This window comes from Laceyella sediminis (assembly GCF_003003125.1).
Lineage (GTDB): Bacteria > Bacillota > Bacilli > Thermoactinomycetales > Thermoactinomycetaceae > Laceyella > Laceyella tengchongensis.
Genome location: NZ_PVTZ01000006.1, coordinates 19,945 through 43,343, shown reverse-complemented (window position 1 = coordinate 43,343; position 23,399 = coordinate 19,945). Strand labels below are relative to the sequence as shown.

The 23,399-nt window shown below is 44.6% G+C and carries 22 protein-coding genes; 19 read left to right on the top strand and 3 right to left on the bottom strand.

Going from position 1 to position 23,399, the window contains the following annotated elements:
- Positions 1 to 90 precede the first annotated feature (90 nt).
- Entirely contained in the window at positions 91 to 993 is a 903-nt protein-coding gene (locus CLV36_RS08570) for a macrolide 2'-phosphotransferase (protein ID WP_106342391.1), read from the top strand.
- Positions 994 to 1,228: 235 nt separating this feature from the next.
- On the top strand, positions 1,229 to 1,408 hold the full coding sequence (locus tag CLV36_RS08565) for a YggL 50S ribosome-binding family protein (protein WP_102992349.1): 180 nt from the start codon (positions 1,229 to 1,231) through the stop codon (positions 1,406 to 1,408).
- Positions 1,409 to 1,749: 341 nt separating this feature from the next.
- Here the strand turns inward: CLV36_RS08565 and CLV36_RS17855 are convergent, their stop codons facing one another.
- Positions 1,750 to 1,872: a hypothetical protein gene (locus CLV36_RS17855; protein ID WP_281257247.1), complete on the bottom strand. Its 123-nt coding sequence runs from the start codon at positions 1,870 to 1,872 to the stop codon at positions 1,750 to 1,752.
- Between the two features lie 196 nt (positions 1,873 to 2,068).
- Here CLV36_RS17855 and CLV36_RS08560 point away from each other — a divergent pair, with 196 nt between their 5' ends.
- On the top strand, positions 2,069 to 3,361 hold the full coding sequence (locus CLV36_RS08560) for an erythromycin esterase family protein (protein ID WP_181352927.1): 1,293 nt from the start codon (positions 2,069 to 2,071) through the stop codon (positions 3,359 to 3,361).
- A gap of 94 nt (positions 3,362 to 3,455) precedes the next feature.
- Here the strand turns inward: CLV36_RS08560 and CLV36_RS08555 are convergent, their stop codons facing one another.
- A complete protein-coding gene (locus CLV36_RS08555; protein WP_106342389.1) occupies positions 3,456 to 4,385 on the bottom strand; it encodes a sporulation protein in 930 nt (309 codons plus the stop codon).
- Positions 4,386 to 4,748: 363 nt separating this feature from the next.
- Here CLV36_RS08555 and CLV36_RS08550 point away from each other — a divergent pair, with 363 nt between their 5' ends.
- On the top strand, positions 4,749 to 6,068 hold the full coding sequence (locus CLV36_RS08550; RefSeq protein WP_245888327.1) for a hemolysin family protein: 1,320 nt from the start codon (positions 4,749 to 4,751) through the stop codon (positions 6,066 to 6,068).
- A gap of 102 nt (positions 6,069 to 6,170) precedes the next feature.
- Here the strand turns inward: CLV36_RS08550 and CLV36_RS08545 are convergent, their stop codons facing one another.
- Positions 6,171 to 6,860, bottom strand: a complete 690-nt coding sequence (locus CLV36_RS08545) for an aspartate/glutamate racemase family protein (RefSeq protein WP_106342388.1) — start codon at positions 6,858 to 6,860, stop codon at positions 6,171 to 6,173.
- 181 nt (positions 6,861 to 7,041) lie between these two features.
- On the opposite strand from CLV36_RS08545, the gene CLV36_RS08540 reads away from it, so the two are divergent.
- The 15 genes from CLV36_RS08540 to CLV36_RS08470 all read left to right on the top strand — a co-directional run bounded on the left by CLV36_RS08540 (position 7,042) and on the right by CLV36_RS08470 (position 23,358).
- Positions 7,042 to 7,488, top strand: coding sequence for a MarR family winged helix-turn-helix transcriptional regulator (locus tag CLV36_RS08540; RefSeq protein ID WP_106342387.1), 447 nt, complete (start codon positions 7,042 to 7,044; stop codon positions 7,486 to 7,488).
- An 87-nt stretch (positions 7,489 to 7,575) separates the two neighbouring features.
- Positions 7,576 to 8,820, top strand: a complete 1,245-nt coding sequence (locus tag CLV36_RS08535; protein ID WP_219904897.1) for a multidrug effflux MFS transporter — start codon at positions 7,576 to 7,578, stop codon at positions 8,818 to 8,820.
- An 851-nt stretch (positions 8,821 to 9,671) separates the two neighbouring features.
- Positions 9,672 to 10,403: a GntR family transcriptional regulator gene (locus CLV36_RS08530; RefSeq protein ID WP_106342386.1), complete on the top strand. Its 732-nt coding sequence runs from the start codon at positions 9,672 to 9,674 to the stop codon at positions 10,401 to 10,403.
- Positions 10,396 to 11,937 (top strand): gluconokinase, encoded by a 1,542-nt coding sequence (gene gntK, locus CLV36_RS08525; RefSeq protein ID WP_106342385.1) that lies wholly within the window; start codon positions 10,396 to 10,398, stop codon positions 11,935 to 11,937. The genes CLV36_RS08530 and gntK overlap by 8 nt, the downstream gene beginning before the upstream one ends.
- Before the next feature lie 13 nt (positions 11,938 to 11,950).
- Complete coding sequence (locus CLV36_RS08520) at positions 11,951 to 13,297, top strand: GntP family permease (RefSeq protein ID WP_106342384.1); 1,347 nt, start codon at positions 11,951 to 11,953, stop codon at positions 13,295 to 13,297.
- Between the two features lie 70 nt (positions 13,298 to 13,367).
- On the top strand, positions 13,368 to 14,774 hold the full coding sequence (gene gnd, locus CLV36_RS08515; protein WP_106342383.1) for a decarboxylating NADP(+)-dependent phosphogluconate dehydrogenase: 1,407 nt from the start codon (positions 13,368 to 13,370) through the stop codon (positions 14,772 to 14,774).
- A 298-nt stretch (positions 14,775 to 15,072) separates the two neighbouring features.
- The gene (locus CLV36_RS08510) at positions 15,073 to 16,761 is read left to right on the top strand and encodes a glycoside hydrolase family 13 protein (RefSeq protein WP_106342382.1); all 1,689 of its coding nucleotides are present in this window, start codon (positions 15,073 to 15,075) and stop codon (positions 16,759 to 16,761) included.
- A gap of 247 nt (positions 16,762 to 17,008) precedes the next feature.
- Positions 17,009 to 17,578, top strand: a complete 570-nt coding sequence (gene ahpC, locus CLV36_RS08505; RefSeq protein ID WP_106342381.1) for an alkyl hydroperoxide reductase subunit C — start codon at positions 17,009 to 17,011, stop codon at positions 17,576 to 17,578.
- Between the two features lie 12 nt (positions 17,579 to 17,590).
- Entirely contained in the window at positions 17,591 to 19,120 is a 1,530-nt protein-coding gene (gene ahpF / locus CLV36_RS08500; protein ID WP_022738054.1) for an alkyl hydroperoxide reductase subunit F, read from the top strand.
- A gap of 321 nt (positions 19,121 to 19,441) precedes the next feature.
- Positions 19,442 to 20,014, top strand: coding sequence for a sulfurtransferase TusA family protein (locus tag CLV36_RS08495; RefSeq protein WP_054096569.1), 573 nt, complete (start codon positions 19,442 to 19,444; stop codon positions 20,012 to 20,014).
- A 91-nt stretch (positions 20,015 to 20,105) separates the two neighbouring features.
- Positions 20,106 to 21,236: an MBL fold metallo-hydrolase gene (locus CLV36_RS08490; protein WP_022738051.1), complete on the top strand. Its 1,131-nt coding sequence runs from the start codon at positions 20,106 to 20,108 to the stop codon at positions 21,234 to 21,236.
- Between the two features lie 22 nt (positions 21,237 to 21,258).
- The gene (locus CLV36_RS08485) at positions 21,259 to 21,486 is read left to right on the top strand and encodes a sulfurtransferase TusA family protein (RefSeq protein WP_022738050.1); all 228 of its coding nucleotides are present in this window, start codon (positions 21,259 to 21,261) and stop codon (positions 21,484 to 21,486) included.
- A gap of 94 nt (positions 21,487 to 21,580) precedes the next feature.
- Positions 21,581 to 22,057, top strand: a complete 477-nt coding sequence (locus tag CLV36_RS08480; RefSeq protein WP_022738049.1) for a DsrE/DsrF/DrsH-like family protein — start codon at positions 21,581 to 21,583, stop codon at positions 22,055 to 22,057.
- 17 nt (positions 22,058 to 22,074) lie between these two features.
- Complete coding sequence (locus CLV36_RS08475) at positions 22,075 to 22,851, top strand: sulfite exporter TauE/SafE family protein (protein ID WP_106342380.1); 777 nt, start codon at positions 22,075 to 22,077, stop codon at positions 22,849 to 22,851.
- Positions 22,852 to 23,091: 240 nt separating this feature from the next.
- On the top strand, positions 23,092 to 23,358 hold the full coding sequence (locus tag CLV36_RS08470; protein WP_029072062.1) for a metal-sensitive transcriptional regulator: 267 nt from the start codon (positions 23,092 to 23,094) through the stop codon (positions 23,356 to 23,358).
- The last annotated feature ends 41 nt before the right edge of the window (positions 23,359 to 23,399 follow it).

Here is a 23,399-nt window from a genome sequence, read left to right as displayed (position 1 = left end):
TTTGTTGCCCTATTTTCACCGGGGACAACCATGGCCCGGACAATGCGACCGGGAAATATGACCACGTATAAGAAAAGGAAGGGAAAAACGATGACATTGAGCGATATACAAGTGATGGAAGTGACTCGGCGGCATGGCCTGATGGTGAGAGAAGACTCATTGACACGTAATGAGTCCGGCCTTGATTTTTCCGTCGTGTTTGCCGTGGACGAGCAAGGAGAGCAGTGGGTTTTGCGTCTGCCGAGGCGCCCTGATGTGGTTCCGACCGCCAAGAAAGAAAAGGCGATTCTCGATTTCTTGGATGGGAAGATCCCGGTACAAACACCAAAATGGACGGTTTTTTCTGATGAATTGATCGCTTACAAGCGCCTCGTAGGCGTACCTGCCGCAACGATTGATCCAGAAGCAAAAGCATATGTGTTGAAGATCGATGAGCATAATGTGCCAGACATCTTTCATGAAACCCTGGGCCAGGCCATGGCTGCCTTGCACCGTATCAACCATGACCAGGCCAGACAAGCCGGTTTGATCGTGCATGCGGCGGAGGAACTGAGAGAGGCGATGCGAGAGAGGATGGAGAAAGTCAAGGCGCATTTCGGTGTGAGTCAACCCCTTTGGGCCCGTTGGCAGAAATGGTTGGCCAATGATGCGCTTTGGCCGAAACAGACTGCATTGATCCATGGAGATTTGCATGTCGGACACATCCTGGTTGACGGAGAAGCCCGCGTTACGGGAATCATCGATTGGACAGAAGCTCGCGTTGACGATCCGGCCAATGATTTTGTCGTCCACCTCGCTCTCTTCGGAGAGGGCGGGCTGCAAAAGTTGATCGATGCGTATCAAAGAGCAGGTGGAGTGGTTTGGCCAACGATGGTTGAGCATATTATCGAATTGCAAGCGGCCTATCCTGTCGCCATTGCTGAATTCGCAATGAAATCCGGTTTGGCAGAGTATAAAACCATGGCTAAGCAAACACTCGGCGTGGATAAATAGAGGCCTGTGTGATGTGTGAACGAAGGCTTGGGTACTTGATGCCCAAGCCTTTGCAAAATAAAATGATAATGCAAAATGGGAAAACTCAAAACTAAAATAAATTTGTCTGTTGATCACGATATTCATGTAAATGAGTGTAGATAAACAGCAATTGATCAGAGGAGATTTTTTGTCACTCGTCAGAACAAAAGTCAGACAAGTTTTCTGCGCCTAGGCCCTACATTGGAGGTAGAACATGGGGAAGAAAAAACGGCTTGGCATACATATTGAGGGTAGTATTTATGCTGTGGATGAACATGTTGACATTGATCATGATGAATTTTTAGATAAGTTTATTGACTTTGTAGAGGCAAATGGGTGGATGTTTGGTGGCGGAACATATCAAGTAGATGAGGATGGGGAGGCAGTGAAATAATTAAACCGATGTTATGTAGAGGAGGGATGAAAGCTCCTCTTTTTTTTGTTTAGTTGAACACTTTGTTTTCCTATTTCAGGTATAATAAAAAAGGCCCTTAGGATCATAGGGGAAGGGAAAAAAGAGAGGTTTCATATGTATAAAGAAGACTGGGAACAAATCAATGTAGGCCAAGTCTATTTGTTTAAATATGAAAAGAGGGACAATGATCCAGTAGAAATATTAGGTTTTCAAGGTGTTAAATAAAAAAACGGGAACGCATGGTGCAGCTCCCTTTGGTTTGATTTATTTTATTGAGGATTCCTAAGTGTTTTTGTAGATTCTTCGCTTTTTGTCCTTTTCTAATCGCTCACAGTAGCTATTTTCTTTTTACATTCCTCAGCTTCATTTTTATACTTTTCTGCCTGTGTGGAAGAAAAGATGGATACCATGACATCCCACATCTCGGCAATAAAATCAAACATAACGATCCTCTCCCTTTAATTCCGTCTGTTATTTCTTTTATATCCTTTTATGATTAAGTGAAACCATGTTGTCGCATGCTTTTCATGGGAATGGCAACTCTTATAAAATAAAAATGATCGCAGTTGATACAAAATTCTGTCGGTCTCTTCTATGTCGTTTGTGTCAGAGTTGCAAACAGCCAAAGGAGTTATGGCGATGAAGAATGAACAAAGCTTGTACGAGCATTGGGAAACGTGGCTGAGAGCCCATGCAAACCCTGTGAAACAATTAGAGCCTAGTGACGAAGACGATTATTCGGATCTCATCTTTTTGAAAGATGTTTTAAAAGAGAAACGGATTGTCATGCTGGGGGAAAGTTCGCATGGTGCCAGTGAATTTATTTCTTCCAGAGTGAGACTGGTTCAATATTTGTATGAAGAACTCGGCTATGAAGTAATCGTCTTTGAATCGGGCTTGGGAGAAACCCATGGCGCCGACCTTCAAGCCAGTGAGCGCCTTCCTGAAGATACCATGAGAAGTGCAGTGATCAGTGTGTGGCATACGCAAGAAATGATTCCCTTGTTTGAATTTGTACGGCATTCAAAACAGAACAAGGCTCCGTTAAGATTGTCTGGCATTGACATGCAACCTACGGGGAGTTATCACCATTTCTTACGGCGTTGGTTTGAGCAGGTGAACCCAAACGTGGTGGAACAAGCGGAGCAGTTAGAACAGCAATTTGCCGCAAGTTTCTACCTAAAGGATATCGAAGCATACCAGAAGGAAAAAGTCCAAATGCGTGCCGGATATGAAGCATTAATTCAGTTTGTAGAAACGAACCGGTCAGCACTAGCTGCTATACATCCAGAAGATCCGAATCTGATTTCTGTCACGTTGCATGTGTTAAACGGACGCATCCAAACCGTTGAGCATTTTTTAGAAAAAGCAGTGCTCGGCAATAAATACGCAGCGGAAAACAACCATGATCAGGCTAAAAAATACTATGATGAAATTACCACCATGCGCGATCAGCAAATGGCTGAAGATCTTGCATGGGTTGCTGAAACATTGTATCCCGATAAAAAAATCATAGTTTGGTCGCATAATTATCATATACGGAAAGAGAATGAGGCCGTTAAAAATGCGCGTTCGCCATTGCCGACAATGGGTGGGTTATTGCCTAACTCCTTAAAGCAAGAAAGTTATGTTATTGGCCTATATATGAATCGCGGGGTATCCGCGTTTGTTGATCATCAACCTGCTCCGGTGCGCTATCCGCACCCAGAAGGCAGTATGGAATGGATCTTGGGCAAAGCGGGAGCGGCGAACATATTTGTTGATCTGGCTGGCCAAAAGTGCGAGAGAGCAACATCTTGGATGTTCACGGAACGTCAAGCATTGGATTGGGGGACTTGGGAAGAACGACTCATTCCCCGTTCCCAGTATGATGGCATTTTGTTCATTGATGAAGTGCATATCCCGGATTATCTTGACGAGAAGGATGGATAACTTTTCCGCTTTCAAGCGATGTGGTCAACTGGCAAGGTTTTGTTTATGCATAAAGGCTTGGGCATCGCATCGACGCCCAAGCCTTCTTGTTCGATCAATCTTCTTCTTCATCGTCAAAGAAATCAAAGAAGCCGTCCTCATCATCTTCATCATCATCATCTTCATCTTCTTCAAAGATTTCCTCAACGATATCCTCTACGACTTCTTCCAGCAATTCCATGGCGATAAGCCCAATCGCGAAGCCCCCGATCGCACCCGGCAAGCCCGCGGTCTTATGGTGGAATTGGGCCTTATCAGCGTGGTATTGATTCGGATTATTCACCATTTCAAACAGAACCTGTTGCAGATAGTCAATCAGGGCGTTTTGATCATCGAGCAGTTGATTGTCCAACCAGAGTTCTCGTTTAACTTCTTTTTCTCCAGCGAACGTGCGCAAGTCCACCTCTAAGAACAGATGAATGCCCGTCTCTTCCATCGCTGCCACAAATTCCACTTCTTCTACTTCGTTTCGGAGCATCGAGGTGGGAGCCAGCTCAAACTCCTGCAAGTGCCCATCAAACGAACGGGAACCGTATTTTTCGCGGAAACCAAGGCGATCGAACGCATACAGGATGTTTTGGAAGCGGTCAGGAGGCAAGATGTCAATCGGATCGCGATCAGTCGAATCCACCCCGGCGGCGATGTCTAAATGCGTGATGAAATAATAAGATACCGAATTGCAGGACAGCAGTAGATTTTGCGGCAATTTATAAGAGAAAGAGTAGGATTTTTTCTCTGATGGCTGGATTTTAAACGATTCAGGGAACGGAAACCGGTTGATTAACACGGTTTGTATGTGTTCTCCCAAGCGCACACTCATCATGAAATCAATATCGATTTTGTTGATTTCCTGTTCGATGGTGCCGCCTGTAATGACTAATTGTCCATTGATTTGCTCTCCCAGTTTGTACTGGTGTTGATCAAGGATTAGATCGACTTGGGCTGAACCTTTGCCCAACTTAGCCATAAATTTTTTAAATACCATGTGACTAAAAAAGCCTCCTTAAACTTCATGTGCTGTTCCTTACTATTATAAATTTAAAACGGATGGCAAATATGTCCAAATTGTAAAAGTGGTATCATTTCTTTGTGAAAACGGGTAGGTGAAGCAATCACATTCGGTAAACAAAAATGAATGATATGAAGTTCTAGCAAAAGTAAACACATAGTTATATCCCTGTTTTGAATGATTATTTATGGTTTTTGCTCTTTGAGATGATGACTTTTATTTGATAAGGTAAAGAAAGTCATCTTTGATAGGAGAGAGGCGTTTCCTGTGAGATGAAAGGTTTTTCCGTTTTTTGATATATTGAGATAACCTAATTTGCGTTAACAGGGGGAATTTGTGTTGGAAGGTGTCATAGGTCATGCCTTTAACATTTTACTAGTGATCTTTTTGGTGTTATTGAATGGATTTTTTGTCGCCGCGGAATTTGCGATTGTGAAAGTTAGGGCGACGCGGATTGCACAGATTGAAGGGCGCAGAGGGAAAGTCGCCCGCAAGGTGCTGGGGGAGCTGGATGCTTACTTGTCAGCGACACAATTGGGGATCACCTTGGCGTCACTCGGGCTGGGTTGGGTAGGGGAGCCGGCGATCGCCAAAATGATTGAACCCGCTCTCGCTTATTTCGGTTTGCCCCATTGGGCGATCCATACCATTGCATTTGCCATCGGCTTTTCAGTGATCACCTTTTTGCACATCGTCTTGGGGGAGATGGCTCCTAAATCGTTGGCCATTCGGAAGGCGGAAGAAACGACTCTATGGACCGCCGCGCCCCTCAACTGGTTTTATGTCTTGTTTCGGCCGTTTATTTATGTGCTAAATGGTGCGGCTAATCTCACTTTGAAGCTTTTCGGGGTGGAATTGAATGAATCGCACCAGGCCCACACGGAGGAAGAGATCCGCATGCTCATCGCCCAAAGCCATAAGAGCGGCATGATCGACCAAGTGGAATTGACTCTGTTCGACAATGTGTTTGATTTTACCGAACGGGTAGCGCGGGAAGTGATGGTGCCCCGGGTAAAAATGACTTGTCTGTATGAAGATCGGCCGTTTGAAGAGAATTTCCACATCATCAAAAACACCAATCACACCCGGTTCCCGCTGTGTGGACGTGATAAGGATGACATCAAAGGGATCATCCACATCCGGGACGTCTACCAAGTGATGACTGAAGGGGGCACGCCTGATTTGGCGAGCATGGTCAGACCCTTCATTGTCGTGCCGGAATCGATGGAAGTGAAAGATATCCTGAAAAACCTGCAAAAAGGAAAAATGGAGATGGCGATTGTCGTCGATGAATTCGGCGGAACGTCTGGTTTGGTGACCACCGAAGACATCATTGAAGAGATTTTCGGGGAAATTCAAGATGAGTTTGACGACGAGAAACCAGCGATCCAAGAAGAGGCCGAGGGGACATCGATTGACTCGGGATTGTTGATTGAAGATGTCAATGATCATTTCGCTTTGGACATCGATGACGAAGATAACGATACCATCGGTGGCTGGCTTTTTTCCCAATTGCAAAAAGTGCCACAGATCGGCGATCAAGTGACATTTGGAGACTGGGAGTTCACCGTGCTTGAAATGGATGAGTTGAGAATTTCGCGCATTCTCGTGAAGAAGAAGGAACCGTTGTCATTGCCGGCGACAGAACAAGAAGATTGACCCAACAACCGGGAGCTATATAGCTTCCGGTTTTCTTGTGGCTTATATCGCGAAGATTGTTTATCCATTTTTGAAGGCATGTTGGTTGTTTTTGATGTGATCCTAATTTAACGCTTTATCTAAAGCTGTTTGCGCAAGAATGAGAGAGGAATCCAACAATGGGAGAGGGCTGTTTTCTGAGTTGATGAGCATGGGAATTTCTGTGCAACCCAAAATGACGGCTTCGGCGCCTCTTTCTTTAAGTTCATGGATTAGTTTCAGATAGGCTGTTTTGGATTCTTCCTTTATGACTCCTTTAAACAGTTCATTCTCCAACACCTGATGAACCATTTCTTTTTGAGGCTCATCTGGAACAATACATTCAATCTGATATTTAGACAGGCGATCTGGGTAAAAGCTTGCGTTCATCGTTGCCATTGTTCCAAGCAAAGAAACTTTCTTATATCCTTTTGCTTGCGCTGCTTCAGCAACCGTATCCGCGATGTGAATTAGAGGCAAGGAGACTCTTTTGACAATATCATCAAATAAGACATGTGGCATGTTTGCCGAAATCACGGCAAAATCGGCCCCGGCTTTTTCCAATTGGTTGATTCCGGAGGCGAGATATTGGGCGCAATATTCCCAATCCCCTTGTTTGAAGGCGTTGAAGAAATGCTGAAATCTTACACTAAATATAACTATCTCGGGATACCCGTTATCGCCATGTTGCTCAATGTATAGCCTAGTTAACGAATTGTAAAATAATGTAGTCGATTCAGCAGTAAGCCCTCCTAATATTCCAATTCGTTTCATGGCATGTCTCCTCCCTTGTTAGAAAATTAATATTAGTATACCAAATGGGTATGCGCGAAGGTAGCCAACATGCACTGTGCATTGGGAGTTGTATTTATCAATGGAATGGATGATTGACACCGATGGGTACATATCATAGAATCACTAATAATTAGTCGTCTAACTAATAGGAGGCTACACGATGGACTTCAATTACTCCGACACTTTGACCCATTTGATGGGGCATGTGATAAAGCTTCACCGACAAAGCGTCGATCTGCTGATCCAAGAACATGATGTGTATCCTGGCCAACCTCCACTTTTGTTGAGACTAGCGGAACAGGATGGGCAGTCGCAAAAGGAACTAGCGAACAAATTGCAAGTGACGCCGGCGACGCTGACGGTGATGGTTAACCGCATGCAACGAACGGGGTTGGTGATACGAAAGCCTGATCCTGTCGATCAAAGGGTGTCCCGGGTTTTTCTTACCGCTAAGGGACGCCAGGCGATCGATGCGGTGAAAGAGGCGCTCCAACAAATCGAGTGCAAATGCTTGGAGAATTTCAGCTTGGAAGAGAAATTGTTGTTCCGGCGATTGTTGTGGCAAATGCATGAGAACTTGCAAGCGTTCAAGCGTGAAAATACTTAGCCGACTTATCAAATGGGCGGGTGATTGTCCACATCCATGCTCATCCGATGGTCGATTCTCTCATTTGAAGAAAGGATGGAAGCGGTAATGAACAAACTCAGCCATGGATTAGATTCTACGCCACAGCGACAAGAACGGTCGCGCATATTATGGATGGCTCTCATATTGGGTTCGCTGTCCGCGTTTGGTCCCTTGTCGTTAGATATGTATTTGCCTGCATTGCCTGCATTGTCTACTGACTTGCACACCAGTGCGTCGATGGGCCAACTCAGTCTGACAGCTTGTCTCCTTGGGCTTTCGTTGGGTCAGCTGTTGGCGGGGCCGCTCAGTGACGTACGAGGACGCCGATTGCCCCTCCTTGCCGGATTAATTACTTATGCTATCTCATCGTTGTTGTGCGCAGTGGCCCCCACCATAGAAGCACTCATTCTATTGCGATTTGTCCAAGGATTGGCTGGCTCTTTCGGTATCGTTATCTCCCGAGCTATCGTCAAGGATCTGTATTCTGGATCAGAATTGACTAAGTTTTACTCCCTTTTGATGCTGGTCAATGGGGTGGCCCCGATCATGGCCCCCATTTTTGGTGGTCAGCTGATGCGGGTGACCTCGTGGCCGGGAGTGTTCAGCGCCCTCAGTTTGATCGGAGCGATCATGTTTGTCGCTGTCTTGGCTGGGCTACCTGAAACGCTACCAACTGAGCGTCGTTCCAAAGGCGGTATCCGAAACACCCTGTCCACTTTTCACCATCTCATCAAAGACCGGTCGTTTATAGGATATGCGTTGGCCCAAGGGCTGGTGGTTGCGGCCATGTTCGCTTATATTTCCGGTTCGCCGTTTGTTCTACAAGGCATTTACGGCGTTTCTCCGCAAATGTTTAGTTTATTTTTCGCCATCAATGGTCTGGGCATCATTATCGCTAGCCAGGTTACCGGCAGATTGGCGGGTCGGATTGCTGAAGTCAAACTATTTGTCAGCGGCCTCATCCTCGCCGCGATGGGCGGTGTCACCCTGTTGCTCATGATTTTGATGAAAGCCGGATTGTACGCCATTTTGCCGCCCTTGTTTATCGTCGTATCCAGCGTGGGGATCGTCACCACCACCGGCTTTGCCCTCGCCATGCAAAACCAAGGGCAAGCAGCGGGAAGTGCCTCAGCATTGCTTGGGGTGTTGTCGTTCATCTCCGGCGGCCTCGTGGCTCCTCTGGTCGGCCTCGGCGGGGGCGATTCTGCTATCCCGATGGGGGTGGTTATCGCGATCGCGGACATCGGTTCCGTCCTCTGCTATTTCTTCCTCATCCGCCGCAACCGTTCATCAATATCCAATGAAAAATAGAATGGCCGTATCAGCTTGTCCTTTCCCTCTTTCCCCGAATGCCATGGGGAAGGAGGGAAGCATCAGGCACGCGATCTCATTTTTATTGAGACGTGTGAGTCGTATGTCATTCGCGAAGTTTTATGGACATTTATTCTTTTGTTAAGACCATTCATAAAGAAACATTATCCCCTCCAGCAAATAGATGACGCCGGCTTTGCCAGGCCGAAATGGAGAAATCGCTTGATCTTGCGGCATTGGTGGATTTAGACTAACACCATATCATGTAAGAAAAGCCAATTAGGTAAACTTGTTTGTTGCACAAACATTTCGAGAATCATTTTCCCCCTTGGTACCAGGAAAGGCAACCAAGGGGGGTTTTTATGATGAGTAAAAGTTTACACGTAAATCTGAAAATTATACGATATAAGAAAGTAAAGGAACAGGGCTGAACGAGAGTTTCAGCAAGCGATCAAGTATAGTAGAAAAACAAATGATGTGAGTCGAGAAATAGATGCTTTATTTTGGCTTGGTCATGTTATTCGGGTCATTTCTTAGTAAAACGTCATGGAGCTGGTGATCCACCAGGAGGCTAAAAAAGAACTCGGTGAGGATTTTCGAGATTTTCCTCATTATACCAAAATATATCTTTTGACCTACAGCGGTGATAGGATCTCACCGCTGTTTTCGTGGGCATGGATCGATCACGTTTCGCCTGATTTTTGGCGGCGTCTTCTTGTTCGATCAAACAAATAATGGAAAATATACGAATTAATTTCTGTCTAATTCAAATTAAAGCGCTTGCATAGACAGTCATTTCGTTTATAATACTTGTATACAAGTACACTTGTATCCTTTGAGAGGGTGATTTCATGCACATGCCTAATGGGCTTCTCTATCCAGAAAAATGGCTTTCCAAGGCTTCAACTGGAGACCGTGTAGCCTGCGAACTTAGAATGCGCATTATCTCGGGCATGATCAAAAGGGGCACGGTTCTGTCGGAAAATAAATTGGCCGCAGATTTTGCTGTGAGCCGATCACCCATTCGCGAAGCGCTCAGAACGCTATCAGCTGAAAATATCATTCGCTTGGAACGGATGGGAGCTGTTGTCGTTGGTTTAACAGAAAAAGAAATAGAAGAGATCTATGATGTCCGTCTATTGATTGAATCATTTGTGTTTGAGCGTCTCGTGAAAATGGACACAGATGCATTAGTGATGGAACTTAGCAAAATACTAGAAATGATGAAAGTTGCGGTTAAATATCGCGATGCGGATGAATTCTCTTATCAAGATGTCTTGTTCCACGAGACCATTATTCGGTCCATCGGACATTCTTACGTCTTGATGATCTGGAACAATTTAAAGCCCGTGATGGAGAGTTTTATTCTGCTGTCGATGCGGGTGCGCTTCCAGGAAAAATACGAAGACTTTGCACGGATTATTAACAATCATGAGCTGTATGTTGAGGCTATAAAAACAAAAGATAGAAACCTCATGCTTAAGTCTTTGCACCTAAATTTTGATGATGTTCAAGGAGGCGTAGAAGACTTATGGAGGTCGCAACAAATGTTAGCTAAAGGAGTAGGGCAGCAGAATGAGTAGCTATATGTTAGGGGTTGACATTGGCACCACCAGTACAAAAGCCGTGTTATTCAGTGAACAAGGCGAAGTGATCAAGCAGGAAAATATCGGGTATCCGCTGTACACGCCTGATATTTTTACGGCTGAACAAGATCCAGACCAGATTTTTCAGGCTGTGGTGCAAGCCATGACGAATGTTTTGAAACCGCATTCTGACAAGAAGCTGTCGTTTGTATCATTCAGTAGCGCCATGCACAGCGTGATTGCTATGGATGAACATGACCAACCGCTTACGCCTTTAATCACATGGGCAGACAATCGCAGTGAAGCATGGGCGCAAAAAATCAAAAATGAGCTGAACGGTCATGAAGTGTATAAGCGAACGGGAACACCGATTCACCCCATGTCACCATTGAGCAAAATCGCGTGGCTTGTGCATGAACATCCTGAAATCGCTACCAAAACAAAGAAATATATTGGAATCAAAGAATATGTCTTTAAAAAATTCTTTGACGGCTATGTTGTCGACTATTCACTGGCATCATGTATGGGGATGATGAATCTTCAAGCATTGGACTGGGACGAGGAAGCATTAGCCATTGCTGGTATCACCCGCTCGCAACTATCAGAGATCGTGCCCACAACCAAGATTTTTCGCAATTGCAATCCTCAATTGGCAAAACAAATTGGAATTGATCCACAGACGCCTTTTGTCATCGGTGCCAGTGATGGCGTGCTGTCAAATCTAGGCGTAAATGCGATCAGGCAAGGCGAGATTGCCGTTACTATTGGGACAAGCGGTGCCATTCGCACCATTATCGATAAGCCGCACACAGATAGCAAAGGAAGAATCTTTTGTTATGCCTTGACAGATAAACATTGGGTGATTGGTGGTCCGGTAAACAACGGCGGAATGGTCCTACGTTGGATTCGGGATGAGTTTGCCTCGTCGGAGATCGAAACAGCCAAAAGATTGGGAATTGACCCTTATGATGTTTTGACAAAAATTGCAGAGCGTGTAAGACCTGGGGCTGATGGTTTGCTGTTTCATCCCTACTTGGCAGGCGAACGCGCTCCGCTCTGGAATCCAGACGTTCGTGGCTCATTTTTTGGCTTAACGATGTCACATAAAAAGGAACATATGATTCGCGCTGCATTGGAAGGGGTCATTTATAATTTGTACACCGTGTTCTTGGCCTTAATCGAATGCATGGAAGGCCCGGTGACCCGCATTCAAGCCACAGGAGGTTTCGCAAGGTCTGAGATTTGGCGGCAAATGATGGCCGACATCTTTGAATCGGAAGTGGTGGTACCGGAAAATCATGAGAGCTCATGCCTCGGTGCGTGCATTTTAGGATTGTATGCTACTGGAAAGATCGATACATTTGAGGTCGTGTCTGAAATGGTGGGCGATACCTATAAGCACACACCAAAAGCAGAGGCTGTCCAAGAATATAGAAAATTATTACCGATATTCATTGATATATCCCGAAAATTAGAAGAAGAATATGTATCGATTGCAAAGTACCAACAAAGCTTAATCAACCGTAAATGAGGGGGAAACGAGGGTGCCATTGGTTATCGTTGGGATAGGGATTATAGCCTTATTGATTTTAATCATGGGCTTTAAATTAAACACATTTGTTTCATTGATCATTGTTTCATTCGGCGTTGCTCTCTTGCTTGGCATCCCAGTCGGCGATATTGTCAAAACCATTGAGACCGGGTTGGGCGGTACACTTGGACACTTGGCGTTAATATTTGGGCTTGGTGCCATGCTAGGTAAGTTAATCGCTGATGCTGGCGGCGCCCAGCGCATTGCGATGACGTTGGTCAATAAATTTGGCGAAAAGAATATTCAATGGGCTGTTGTTGTGGCATCATTTATTATTGGTGTGGCATTATTTTTTGAAGTAGGCCTGGTGTTGCTCATTCCCATCGTATTTGCTATTTCCAGAGAATTAAAGGTGTCGATTCTGCATCTCGGCATTCCGATGACCGCTGCGCTGTCTGTAACGCACGGCTTCCTGCCACCTCATCCAGGGCCTACAGTGATCGCAGGTGAGTTGGGCGCAAACATTGGCGAAGTATTGCTTTACGGTTTCATCATCGCGATTCCAACCGTTATTTTGGCTGGGCCAGTATTTGCGAAAATCGCTAAAAAGATCGTGCCTGAATCATTTACAAAAACCGGCAGCATTGCCTCTTTAGGCGAACAAAAAACGTTTAAACTCGAAGAGACTCCCAGTTTTGGAATTAGCGTGTTTACGGCATTATTACCTGTTATTTTAATGTCTATTGCCACCATCATTTCTTTGTTACAAAAAACCATGGGAGTTGCAGACAACCATTTGCTAGCCGCAATCCGTTTTATCGGCGATGCCGGCACTTCGATGTTGATCTCCTTGTTGGTTGCAGTCTATACAATGGGATTGGCTAGAAAAATTCCAATCAAGGACGTAATGGAATCTTGCTCAACAGCGATTTCACATATTGGTATGATGCTGTTGATTATTGGTGGAGGCGGTGCCTTCAAACAAGTGTTGATTGATGGCGGTGTTGGCGACTATGTAGCTACCATGTTCAAAGGAACTACCTTATCGCCTATCTTGCTTGCCTGGATCATTGCCGCCATCTTGCGTATCTCATTGGGGTCGGCAACGGTGGCCGCTTTGACAACGACGGGGTTAGTTATGCCGATGTTAGGGCAAACCGACGTGAATCTGGCATTAGTGGTTCTGGCAACGGGAGCAGGTAGCTTAATTGCCTCACATGTGAACGATGCGGGTTTCTGGATGTTCAAAGAATACTTTGGATTAAGCATGAAAGAAACCTTTGCCACATGGACCTTACTCGAAACATTGATTTCTGTGTTTGGGTTAGGATTCATTTTATTGCTTAGCTTATTTGTATAATCATTCCAAGCAGTAAAGCCCCGCTTCGGTGAGGGCTTGCTGCCATTTAGTCAAGAAAGGGGCAGACAACATGTTAAATACAATCGGAGTTTATGGTTTGGGAGTGATGGGCAGCAATATCGCGTTAAACATGGCCAGCAAAGGCGAGCGAGTTGCTGTATATAATTACACACGAGATTTGACTGATAAACTGGTACAAAGACTGGAAGGGCAAACGATTACACCGTACTACGATTTGGAAGCTTTTGTTCAATCCTTAGCCAAGCCGAGAAAAATCTTTATTATGGTTACAGCAGGCAAAGCCATTGATTCCGTCATTCACTCTTTGCTTCCTTTGCTTGAGGAAGGGGATTTGCTCATGGATGGCGGCAATTCCCATTATAAAGATACGGAACGCAGATACGATGAACTGAAAGCGAAAGGAATCGGTTACTTGGGGATTGGTATCTCAGGCGGTGAAATCGGCGCTTTAACAGGGCCTTCTATCATGCCTGGCGGGGACCCGGATGTCTATGAACGCGTTGCTCCCATTCTTACCAAAATTGCGGCGCAAGTGGAAGGCGACCCCTGCTGTGTATATATTGGCCCCAAAGGCGCTGGTCACTTTGTGAAGATGGTGCATAACGGGATTGAATATGCAGATATGCAATTAATTGCAGAAGCCTATACGTTTTTAAGAATAAAGCTGGGATTGTCGGTCGATGAAATTGCGGACATCTTTGACGAGTGGAATCAAGGAGAGTTAAAAAGTTATTTAATTGAAATCACGGCAGAGATTTTAAGGAAACGAGATGACATCACCGGATTGCCGCTGATCGACGTGATTCTGGACAAAGCAGGACAAAAAGGAACAGGCAAATGGACAAGCATACAAGCCATCGATAATGGAATCCCGACATCCATCATCACAGAGGCTTTGTTCGCTCGGTATATTTCTTCATTAAAAGAAGAGCGGATGGCGGCAGAAACCATCTTGGCAGGGCCTGATGAAGATCAGCAGAGCTTAGATAAACAAGCATGGGTTGAATATGTCAGACAAGCATTGTACATGGGCAAAGTTTGTGCCTACGCCCAGGGATTCACACAATATAAAATGACGTCCGAGCTGTATGACTGGAATTTGCCGTTAAAAGATATTGCATTGATCTTCCGGGGTGGTTGCATCATTCGCGCCAACTTTTTAAATGTCATCAGCGAAGCTTATCAAGAGCAACCCAATCTAGCAAACTTATTAATCTCTCCATATTTTGCGGAAAAGGTGAAAGTCTATCAAACTGGATTGCGAAAAGTCGTTTGTGAGGGGATTCAATCAGGGATCTCTTTTCCATGCTTAAGTGCATCCCTTACATACTACGACAGTTATCGGACTGGAACATCCAATGCCAACTTGCTACAAGCACAACGTGATTATTTTGGTGCGCATACCTATGAGCGAAATGACTTAGAAGGCGTATTTCATACAAACTGGCAAGCATAAAAAGTGACAAAAAATCTTGATCGATGCAAGCTGAGATATACATGGCATATGTATGTTTCAGCTTCTTTTTCTTCGTATAATTAGCTTGACTTTGTTCCTTGTCCATACGTTCTTTGTAATCGCGATCTCTTTTTCAGCTTGCAAAAACAAAAAACAGGTTTTCCATTTGGGTAAAAGCGGAAGATGTATGCATCTTGTGATATAGTAATAAGTATACGAAAAATTTAGTCATGTGGAATTTGAGGCGCCAGACATGCCCTACTGCAACAGTGATGAGATTTCGAAGGAGTCGGATACGATGGCGAGAAAATGGTGGAAGGAAAGCGTTGTGTACCAAATCTACCCCCGCAGTTTCATGGACAGCAATGGAGATGGGATCGGCGACTTGCGCGGGATTATCTCAAAATTGGATTACTTAAAAGAGCTGGGGGTTGATGTGATTTGGCTTTCTCCCGTTTATCGGTCGCCCAATGACGACAACGGGTATGACATCAGTGATTATCAAGCGATCATGGATGAATTCGGCACGATGCAAGATTGGGAAGAATTGCTCGCAGAAGTTCATCAGCGAGGAATGAAATTAATCATGGACTTGGTTGTTAACCACAGCTCTGATGAACATCCGTGGTTTGTGGAAGCGCGCCGGTCGAAGGATAACCCTTATCGCGATTTTTATATTTGGCGCCCAGGGAAGGACGGCGCAGAACCGAATAATTGGGAATCGTGTTTTAGCGGATCAGCATGGGAGTACGATGAGGCAACGGGTGAATATTATCTTCACTTATTTTCAAAAAAACAACCCGATTTAAACTGGGAAAACCCGAAACTCCGCCAGGCAGTGTATGACATCATGACTTGGTGGTTGGACAAGGGGATTGACGGGTTTCGAATGGATGTTATTAATTTTATTTCCAAGGACCCCGATTTGCCGGACGTGCCTAATCCAGAAGGGAAAAGATATGTTTTTGGCGGTCAATATTTCATGAACGGACCCCGCATTCATGAATTTCTGCAAGAGATGCACAAAGAGGTTCTCTCAAAGTACGATGTCATGACCGTGGGTGAGATGCCGGGTGTCACACCCGAAGAAGCCATCTTGTACACTGCTGAAGACCGCGGTGAGTTAAACATGGTGTTCCAGTTTGAGCATATGGAGCTGGACTCCGGCCCTGGCGGAAAATGGGATGTGAAGCCTTGGCAACTCAAAGATCTGAAAGCTGTCATGACAAAATGGCAAAAGGCATTGGAGAACAAGGGTTGGAACAGCTTATATTTGAACAATCACGATCAGCCCCGAATGGTTTCTCGCTTTGGTGACGATACTAAATATCGGGAAGAGTCGGCGAAGATGTTGGCCACCTTTCTCCATCTGATGCAGGGAACTCCCTTCATTTATCAGGGGGAAGAGATCGGCATGACCAATGTCCGCTTCGCTTCCATCGAAGATTACAAAGACATCGAAACCTTAAACATGGTGCGAGAGAAAGCGGTGGAAAACGGAGAGGACATGCAGAAAGTGATGCGCGCCATCCATATGAAAGGCAGGGATAACGCACGCACGCCTGTTCAATGGGATGATACCAATCATGCAGGGTTTACTACGGGAACACCCTGGATCTCCGTCAATCCAAATTACAAAGAAGTGAATGTCAAGCAGGCCTTATTAAATCCAAACTCCGTCTACCATTATTACAAGAAGTTGATCCAATTACGGAGACAGCATGAGATCATCGTTTATGGAACGTATGATTTGATATTGGAAAATCATGAGCAAATTTATGCATATACGCGAACGTTAGGCGATGAGAAGTTGGTGGTCATTTGCAACTTTTTTAATGGTACCCCTTGTTTTGAGTTGCCTACCCACCTGCGTTCATATAAAAAATGTGAGTTGATTGTAGCCAATTATGAAGGCGATGGGTCGGGTGACATCGAAAACATGGTGTTAAGACCATATGAAGCGAGAGTGTATCGATTGGTTTATTAAAGGTGTGGGTGAACCATACTGGAGAAATGCGGGATTTGATGACGCCTGTGTTTCAAGGGTGTGCTGGTGGCCATAGATGTCTGCTATGCTAGCAATGCATACATTGAAAATGATAATTAATCTCTGCGAATTTGCCATTTGCTATTGACAAAGGAATGTTTCCTAAGTAATAATTATACCTAGATTATAATTATTGTAGTTAGATAAAGGTTATAAACTGCTAACTACTAACAAGGAGGATTTTGACATGTCTTTAATCGGTAAAGAAGTAAAACCATTCAAAGCACAAGCTTACGACCCAAAAAACAACAAGTTTATCGAGGTGACCGAGGCTGACCTGAAAGGCAAGTGGAGCGTGGTTTGCTTCTATCCAGCAGACTTCACCTTCGTCTGCCCAACGGAATTGGAAGACCTGCAAAATCAATACGCCACTCTGAAAGAGCTGGGTGTTGAAGTGTACTCGGTTTCGACCGATACGCATTTTACACATAAGGCATGGCATGACCACTCTGAAGCAATCAGCAAGATTGAATACATTATGATCGGCGATCCTTCTCAACAGCTCTCGCGTAACTTCGACGTGCTGAACGAAGAAGAAGGCTTGGCTGATCGCGGTACGTTCATCATCGATCCAGATGGCGTCGTGCAAGCGGTTGAAATCAATGCAGGCGGCATCGGCCGTGATGCAATCACCGTTGTTAACAAGATCAAAGCGGCTCAATATGTTCGCAACAACCCAGGTGAAGTGTGCCCAGCTAAATGGCAAGAAGGTGCCAAAACACTCAAACCAAGCCTTGATCTTGTAGGCAAAATTTAAGAGGTGTGACCAATGATGCTGGATGCAGATATTAAAGCACAACTTGCCCAATATCTTCAATTGATGGAAGGCGATGTGCTTCTGAAAGTAAGCGCGGGATCGGATGACGTATCCCGCGACATGCTTGCTTTAGTGGATGAATTGGCTGCCATGTCATCCCATATTAAGGTGGAGAAGACATCATTAGAGAGAACGCCGAGCTTTAGTGTGAACCGAATTGGCGAAGACACTGGAGTTACTTTTGCCGGCATTCCTCTGGGGCACGAATTTACCTCATTGGTATTGGCTTTGTTGCAAGTAAGCGGAAGAGCTCCGAAGGTTGATCAGCAGGTCATCGATCAAATTAAAAACATCAAGGGCGAATACCACTTTGAATCCTACATCAGCTTGAGTTGCCACAACTGTCCGGATGTCGTGCAAGCTCTGAATGTGATGAGTGTTCTCAATCCTGGCATCTCTCACACCATGATTGACGGCGCGGCTTTCAAGGATGAGGTTGAAAGCAAAGAAATCATGGCCGTGCCAACCGTTTTCCTAAACGGTGAGTTTTTTGGCAGCGGCCGCATGACTCTTGAGGAAATCCTCGCCAAGCTGGGGAGTGGCCCAGATGCATCGGAGCTTTCTAATAAAGACCCATTTGATGTGCTTGTTGTCGGTGGTGGTCCGTCTGGAGCGAGTGCGGCAATCTATGCGGCGCGCAAAGGCATTCGCACAGGCATCGTTGCTGAACGCTTTGGCGGTCAAGTGATGGACACGTTGGGCATTGAGAACTTTATCAGTGTGAAATACACAGAAGGCCCCAAACTCGTGGCTAGCCTTGAAGAACATGTCAAAGAGTACGGCATTGATGTGATGACCCCGCAACGCGCTAAGCGCCTAGAAAAGAAAGACCTGATCGAGGTTGAACTTGAAAATGGCGCCGTATTAAAGAGCAAAGCCGTGATCATTTCAACAGGGGCGCGCTGGCGCAACCTGGGTGTGCCAGGTGAAGCTGAGTTTAAAAACAAAGGCGTAGCCTATTGCCCCCATTGTGACGGACCTTTGTTTGAAGGGAAGCATGTAGCGGTGATCGGCGGCGGCAATTCAGGGGTTGAGGCGGCGATCGATCTGGCAGGCATTGTGAAGCACGTCACGGTGCTTGAATTTATGCCTGAGTTGAAAGCTGATGCCGTTCTGCAGGAGCGTCTTTACAGTCTCCCTAACGTAACCGTTCTAAAGAACGTGCAAACGAAAGAAATCACCGGCACTGACAAAGTGAACGGGATTACTTACATCGATCGGGCGACTGAGGAAGAGCACCACATTGAATTGCAGGGCGTATTTGTTCAGATCGGCCTGGTACCCAATACCGACTGGTTGCGGGATACAGTCGAATGCAATCGCTTCGGAGAGATCATCGTGGATAAGCATGGTGCCACGAGCGTCCCTGGCGTATTTGCGGCTGGGGATTGCACCGACAGTGCTTACAAGCAGATTATTATTTCGATGGGATCAGGTGCTACAGCTGGCTTGGGTGCCTTTGATTACCTCATTCGAAATTAATAAAGCAAAAAGGCTGGGGAAAACACCCAGCCTTTTTGTATTTGAACCCTTATGGCAAGAAAATCGTTGCCTCAGTTCATGAGAAAGCGGAGATAAGAAGTGAGCTTTCATTTTGTTTAAACCGATTCTTCGCTGAAAAAAGAAGAACCCATTGATGTTGACAAAAAGTGCAGCATCAATTATCATCATACCCATAGGGGTATTGGTATGTAGGAGTAGATCTTTAATGCTCAGGTATGCTTTTTTTTACCCTTATTATATACCCATAGTGGTATATGTATATAATGCTTTAAAACATCCATTTCGAAGGAGGAATGTAAGATGTCCATCAAAGTCGACGTTCAACTTGATTGTAAACGACTTTCCTGCCCGATGCCCATTGTTCGTACCAAAAAAATGATGGATCAACTGGAACCGGGTCAGGTCATAGAGGTACAAGCTACTGACCCAGGATCTTTGGCAGATATTCAAGGTTGGGCCAAAAGCACAGGGCATCAGTACTTGGGTACGAAACAAGAAGGAGAGGTATTAAAGCATTATTTGCGAAAAGCAAGTGAATCCGAATTGCAAGAAGAGCGGAAGTTTCCGCATGTAATTCAAAACGAGGAGTTTTTAAAAAAGCTGGATTGCAACGAAGGATTTTTTTTACTAGATGTTCGTGAACCAGCAGAATACGCATTCGGACATATTCCAGGCGCTTATTCGATTCCATTTGGCCAGTTAGAAGAGCGTATGAATGAAATTCCAAAAGATCAATTCATTTATGTGATTTGTCGCTCTGGCACACGAAGCGACATGGCTGCTCAACAATTGACCAAACATGGATTTACAAATGTGGTCAATGTCGTTCCTGGCATGTCTAAATGGTCAGGGCCAGTTGATCATGAAAAATAAGTGAGACTGTCTGATGAGTAGAACCTGCACTTTGCCCAAGACGCTGATGTTACTCTCAGATTCTAATAAAAAAGAAAGGGGATTTTGAACGATGGCTGTTACTAAAATGAATGCCAAACAGTTACATGACAAAATTGACAGTGGACAACCCGTATTGCTTCTTGATGTTCGAAACCAGGACGATTACAACGATTGGAAAATCGAAGGGAAAAATATTCAATCCGTCAATATCCCTTACTTTGAATTTCTTGATGAAAATGAGACCACCTACAAAGATCTTCCGAAGGATGCTGAGATCATCGTCATATGTGCGAAAGGTGGCTCTGCTTTGATGGTCGCTGAGCTTCTGGATGAGAAAGGGTACAAAGCGAGCTATTTGGAAAAAGGGATGTTGGAGTGGAGCCAATTTTATCATCCAGTTACGGTCGCTGATGATGGAGATATGAAATTGTTTCAAATCAACCGTTTGGCAAAAGGTTGCCTATCTTATATGGTTGTTTCCGAAGGTGAAGCAATGATTGTAGATCCGAACCGGCATGTTGAAGAATACACAAGTCTTGCGGAAAAGGAAAACGCCAATATTGTGCATATCATGGATACCCATTTACATGCAGACCATATATCAGGCGGTCAAGCATTGGCAAATCAAACAGGTGCCCGTTACTACATTTCTTCGAGTGAAATGCAAGGTGCGGATATGTCGTTTGAGCCCTTGGAAGAGCATACTGAAATTCGCTTTGGGGCTGTACGGGTCAAAATTTTAACTATCCCAACCCCTGGCCATACGCCAGGAAGCGTGTCTTTTCTGATTAACGATAAGTATTTGCTTTCGGGGGATACCCTTTTTGTGGGGGGGTTGGGAAGACCAGATCTTGGAGGAAAAGCGAAAGAGTGGGCGCAATCCCTGTACGAGACCGTCTTTAAGAAAATTGCTCTCCTTCCAGAAGATATCATTGTATTACCCGCTCATTATGCCGACATTCAAGAGATCAATGAGAAGGGTTTTGTGGGGGCTACTTTAGGAGAGATCAGAAGAAGTAACGAAATCATGCGTACGGAAAATCGCGAACAATTTACTGAAAAAGTGGCAGGGACTGTAGGTGCAACACCACCGAATTATGAGGAGATTGTAGATATTAATCGAGGTGTGATTAAGGTAACTTCAGATAAAGCAACAGAATTAGAAATTGGTCCAAACCGTTGTGCTGTTCATCACGGTTGATTACCAAGGAGGTGATTTATCAATGAATGGAGATAAAGTATTAGATGCAAAAGGGCTTTCTTGCCCGATGCCCGTTGTTCGTGCCAAAAAGGCGATGGATGAATTAAAATCAGGACAAGTTCTGGAACTTCATACGACCGATTCAGGAGCTACAAATGATATTCCTGCATGGGCTAAAACAGCTGGGCATCTAGTAAAGGAACAAAGCGAGGAGAACGGTGTTTATAAATTCTGGATTCAAAAAGGATAAGTGATTCAAAGATGATCTCCTTCATTATATTCATGAAGAAAAGATTGGAGGAGATCATCACGATTCATATCATCGAAATGGGAGAGAGATGAATATGGAAAATAATAAATCGACGTTGGTTGTGTTTAGTGGCGATTTGGATAAGGCAATTGCCAGTTTTATCATTGCAACGGGATCTGCTGCGATGGGAAACCAAGTAACCATGTTTTTTACCTTTTGGGGATTAAACATTCTTCGTAAAGAGCAGTATGTCCCTTTACAAAAATCATTCATGGACAAAATGTTTGCTAAAATGCTTCCCCGAGGTCCAGAAAAGCTTGGGATTTCTAAAATGAACTTCGGTGGCTTGGGCGCGAAAATGATGAAATACACCATGAAGAAGAAAAATATCACGACTTTAAAAGAGCTCATTGAAATGGCAAAAGAGTTGGATATAAAAATGGTCGCATGCACCATGTCCATGGACGTATTGGGAATTAAGAAAGAAGAGTTGATTGACGGACTCGAGTATGCCGGAGTAGCGTCATATCTTGCGGAGGCAAATGAGGCGAACATTAACTTGTTTATCTAAGAAAGTAGTGTTCAGATATGAATATAGAGTTTATCTTGCTCCTTTTTATGATTGGTTTTATTGGTTCTTTCATATCGGGGATGGTAGGAATTGGAGGCTCTATCATTAAATATCCGTTGCTCCTATACATCCCTCCTTTGTTGGGGTTTGTTGCTTTTACTACCCATGAAGTGTCTGGGATTAGCGCCATACAGGTATTTTTCGCAACGATTAGTGGCGTTTTCGCTTATCGTAAAGGCGGCTATCTAAACAGGTCTCTCATTATATATATGGGAATTAGTATTTTGATTGGTAGTTTTATCGGTGGATATGGTTCCAAGTTGCTCAGTGAAGAGATAATCAACCTTGTTTATGCGATACTGGCTACGATTGCCGCGCTCCTGATGTTTGTGCCCAATAAAGGACTGGATGATATTCCACTCAATCAAGTAACCTTTAATCCCGCACTAGCTGCCGTCGCAGCTTTTATCGTAGGGGGTGCTTCTGGGATCGTAGGGGCAGCAGGTGCCTTTATTTTGGTTCCGATTATGCTTGTCGTTTTGAAAATCCCAACTCGGATGACCATAGCTACCTCGCTCGCCATTACATTCATTTCTTCCATTGGTTCAACTGTGGGCAAAATCTTGACAGGTCAGGTTCTTTTCTTGCCGTCTATCATTATGGTAGTTGCTAGCGTGATCGCTTCTCCAATCGGGGCAATGGTTGGGAAAAAAGTAAACACCAAAATGTTACAAGTGATTTTGGCTGTGTTAATTGTAACGACATCTATTAAAATTTGGTTGGATCTCTTTTAATTCCCCCAAGCGTTCGGGGGATTTTTCTATGTGGGGGAATGATCATGAATAGGTTTTTCATTGGCAATATCGTATTATTGGAGAGGATTCTTTATTTTTCCTCATGAATCGGGGTATGATGTTAAAGACAAATGCAATGAGGGCATATGCGCGGGATTAAACAATTGTGCAAACTCAGGGGCTAGCAAGTGATTCATCTCCAAGGTGAAATCATGTTCTGAAAAGAAGGGGGATAGACTAATGACATATGATGACGATGTGAAAGTACGTTTACGCCGGATTGAAGGACAGGTGCGAGGAGTATTGCGCATGATGGATGAGGATAAAGATTGTAAGGATGTTGTATCGCAATTATCCGCGATTCGTTCAGCTGTGGATCGATCGATTGCGTATATTCTCACTAATAACTTGGAACAGTGCCTTCGCAAGGAATTGGAAAAAGGTCAAAATGCAGATACGACAAAATTGCTGAAGGAAGCCATGAATCTCCTGATAAAAACTAGATAATGAAAACCGATAATACGATGTAATCTAATACTCGATTGCTT

Bases quoted from the DNA above. Each gene is read 5' to 3' on its own strand.
- CLV36_RS08545 (WP_106342388.1), bottom strand. From the start codon at position 6,860: ATGAAACGAATTGGAATATTAGGAGGGCTTACTGCTGAATCGACTACA.
- CLV36_RS08570 (WP_106342391.1), top strand. From the start codon at position 91: ATGACATTGAGCGATATACAAGTGATGGAAGTGACTCGGCGGCATGGC.
- CLV36_RS08495 (WP_054096569.1), top strand. From the start codon at position 19,442: ATGTCCATCAAAGTCGACGTTCAACTTGATTGTAAACGACTTTCCTGC.
- gnd (WP_106342383.1), top strand. From the start codon at position 13,368: ATGTTAAATACAATCGGAGTTTATGGTTTGGGAGTGATGGGCAGCAAT.
- CLV36_RS08490 (WP_022738051.1), top strand. From the start codon at position 20,106: ATGGCTGTTACTAAAATGAATGCCAAACAGTTACATGACAAAATTGAC.
- CLV36_RS08470 (WP_029072062.1), top strand. From the start codon at position 23,092: ATGACATATGATGACGATGTGAAAGTACGTTTACGCCGGATTGAAGGA.
- ahpC (WP_106342381.1), top strand. From the start codon at position 17,009: ATGTCTTTAATCGGTAAAGAAGTAAAACCATTCAAAGCACAAGCTTAC.
- CLV36_RS17855 (WP_281257247.1), bottom strand. From the start codon at position 1,872: ATGTTTGATTTTATTGCCGAGATGTGGGATGTCATGGTATCCATCTTT.
- CLV36_RS08540 (WP_106342387.1), top strand. From the start codon at position 7,042: ATGGACTTCAATTACTCCGACACTTTGACCCATTTGATGGGGCATGTG.
- CLV36_RS08560 (WP_181352927.1), top strand. From the start codon at position 2,069: ATGAAGAATGAACAAAGCTTGTACGAGCATTGGGAAACGTGGCTGAGA.
- CLV36_RS08555 (WP_106342389.1), bottom strand. From the start codon at position 4,385: ATGGTATTTAAAAAATTTATGGCTAAGTTGGGCAAAGGTTCAGCCCAA.
- CLV36_RS08530 (WP_106342386.1), top strand. From the start codon at position 9,672: ATGCACATGCCTAATGGGCTTCTCTATCCAGAAAAATGGCTTTCCAAG.
- CLV36_RS08565 (WP_102992349.1), top strand. From the start codon at position 1,229: ATGGGGAAGAAAAAACGGCTTGGCATACATATTGAGGGTAGTATTTAT.
- gntK (WP_106342385.1), top strand. From the start codon at position 10,396: ATGAGTAGCTATATGTTAGGGGTTGACATTGGCACCACCAGTACAAAA.
- CLV36_RS08480 (WP_022738049.1), top strand. From the start codon at position 21,581: ATGGAAAATAATAAATCGACGTTGGTTGTGTTTAGTGGCGATTTGGAT.
- CLV36_RS08535 (WP_219904897.1), top strand. From the start codon at position 7,576: ATGAACAAACTCAGCCATGGATTAGATTCTACGCCACAGCGACAAGAA.
- CLV36_RS08510 (WP_106342382.1), top strand. From the start codon at position 15,073: ATGGCGAGAAAATGGTGGAAGGAAAGCGTTGTGTACCAAATCTACCCC.
- CLV36_RS08475 (WP_106342380.1), top strand. From the start codon at position 22,075: ATGAATATAGAGTTTATCTTGCTCCTTTTTATGATTGGTTTTATTGGT.
- ahpF (WP_022738054.1), top strand. From the start codon at position 17,591: ATGATGCTGGATGCAGATATTAAAGCACAACTTGCCCAATATCTTCAA.
- CLV36_RS08485 (WP_022738050.1), top strand. From the start codon at position 21,259: ATGAATGGAGATAAAGTATTAGATGCAAAAGGGCTTTCTTGCCCGATG.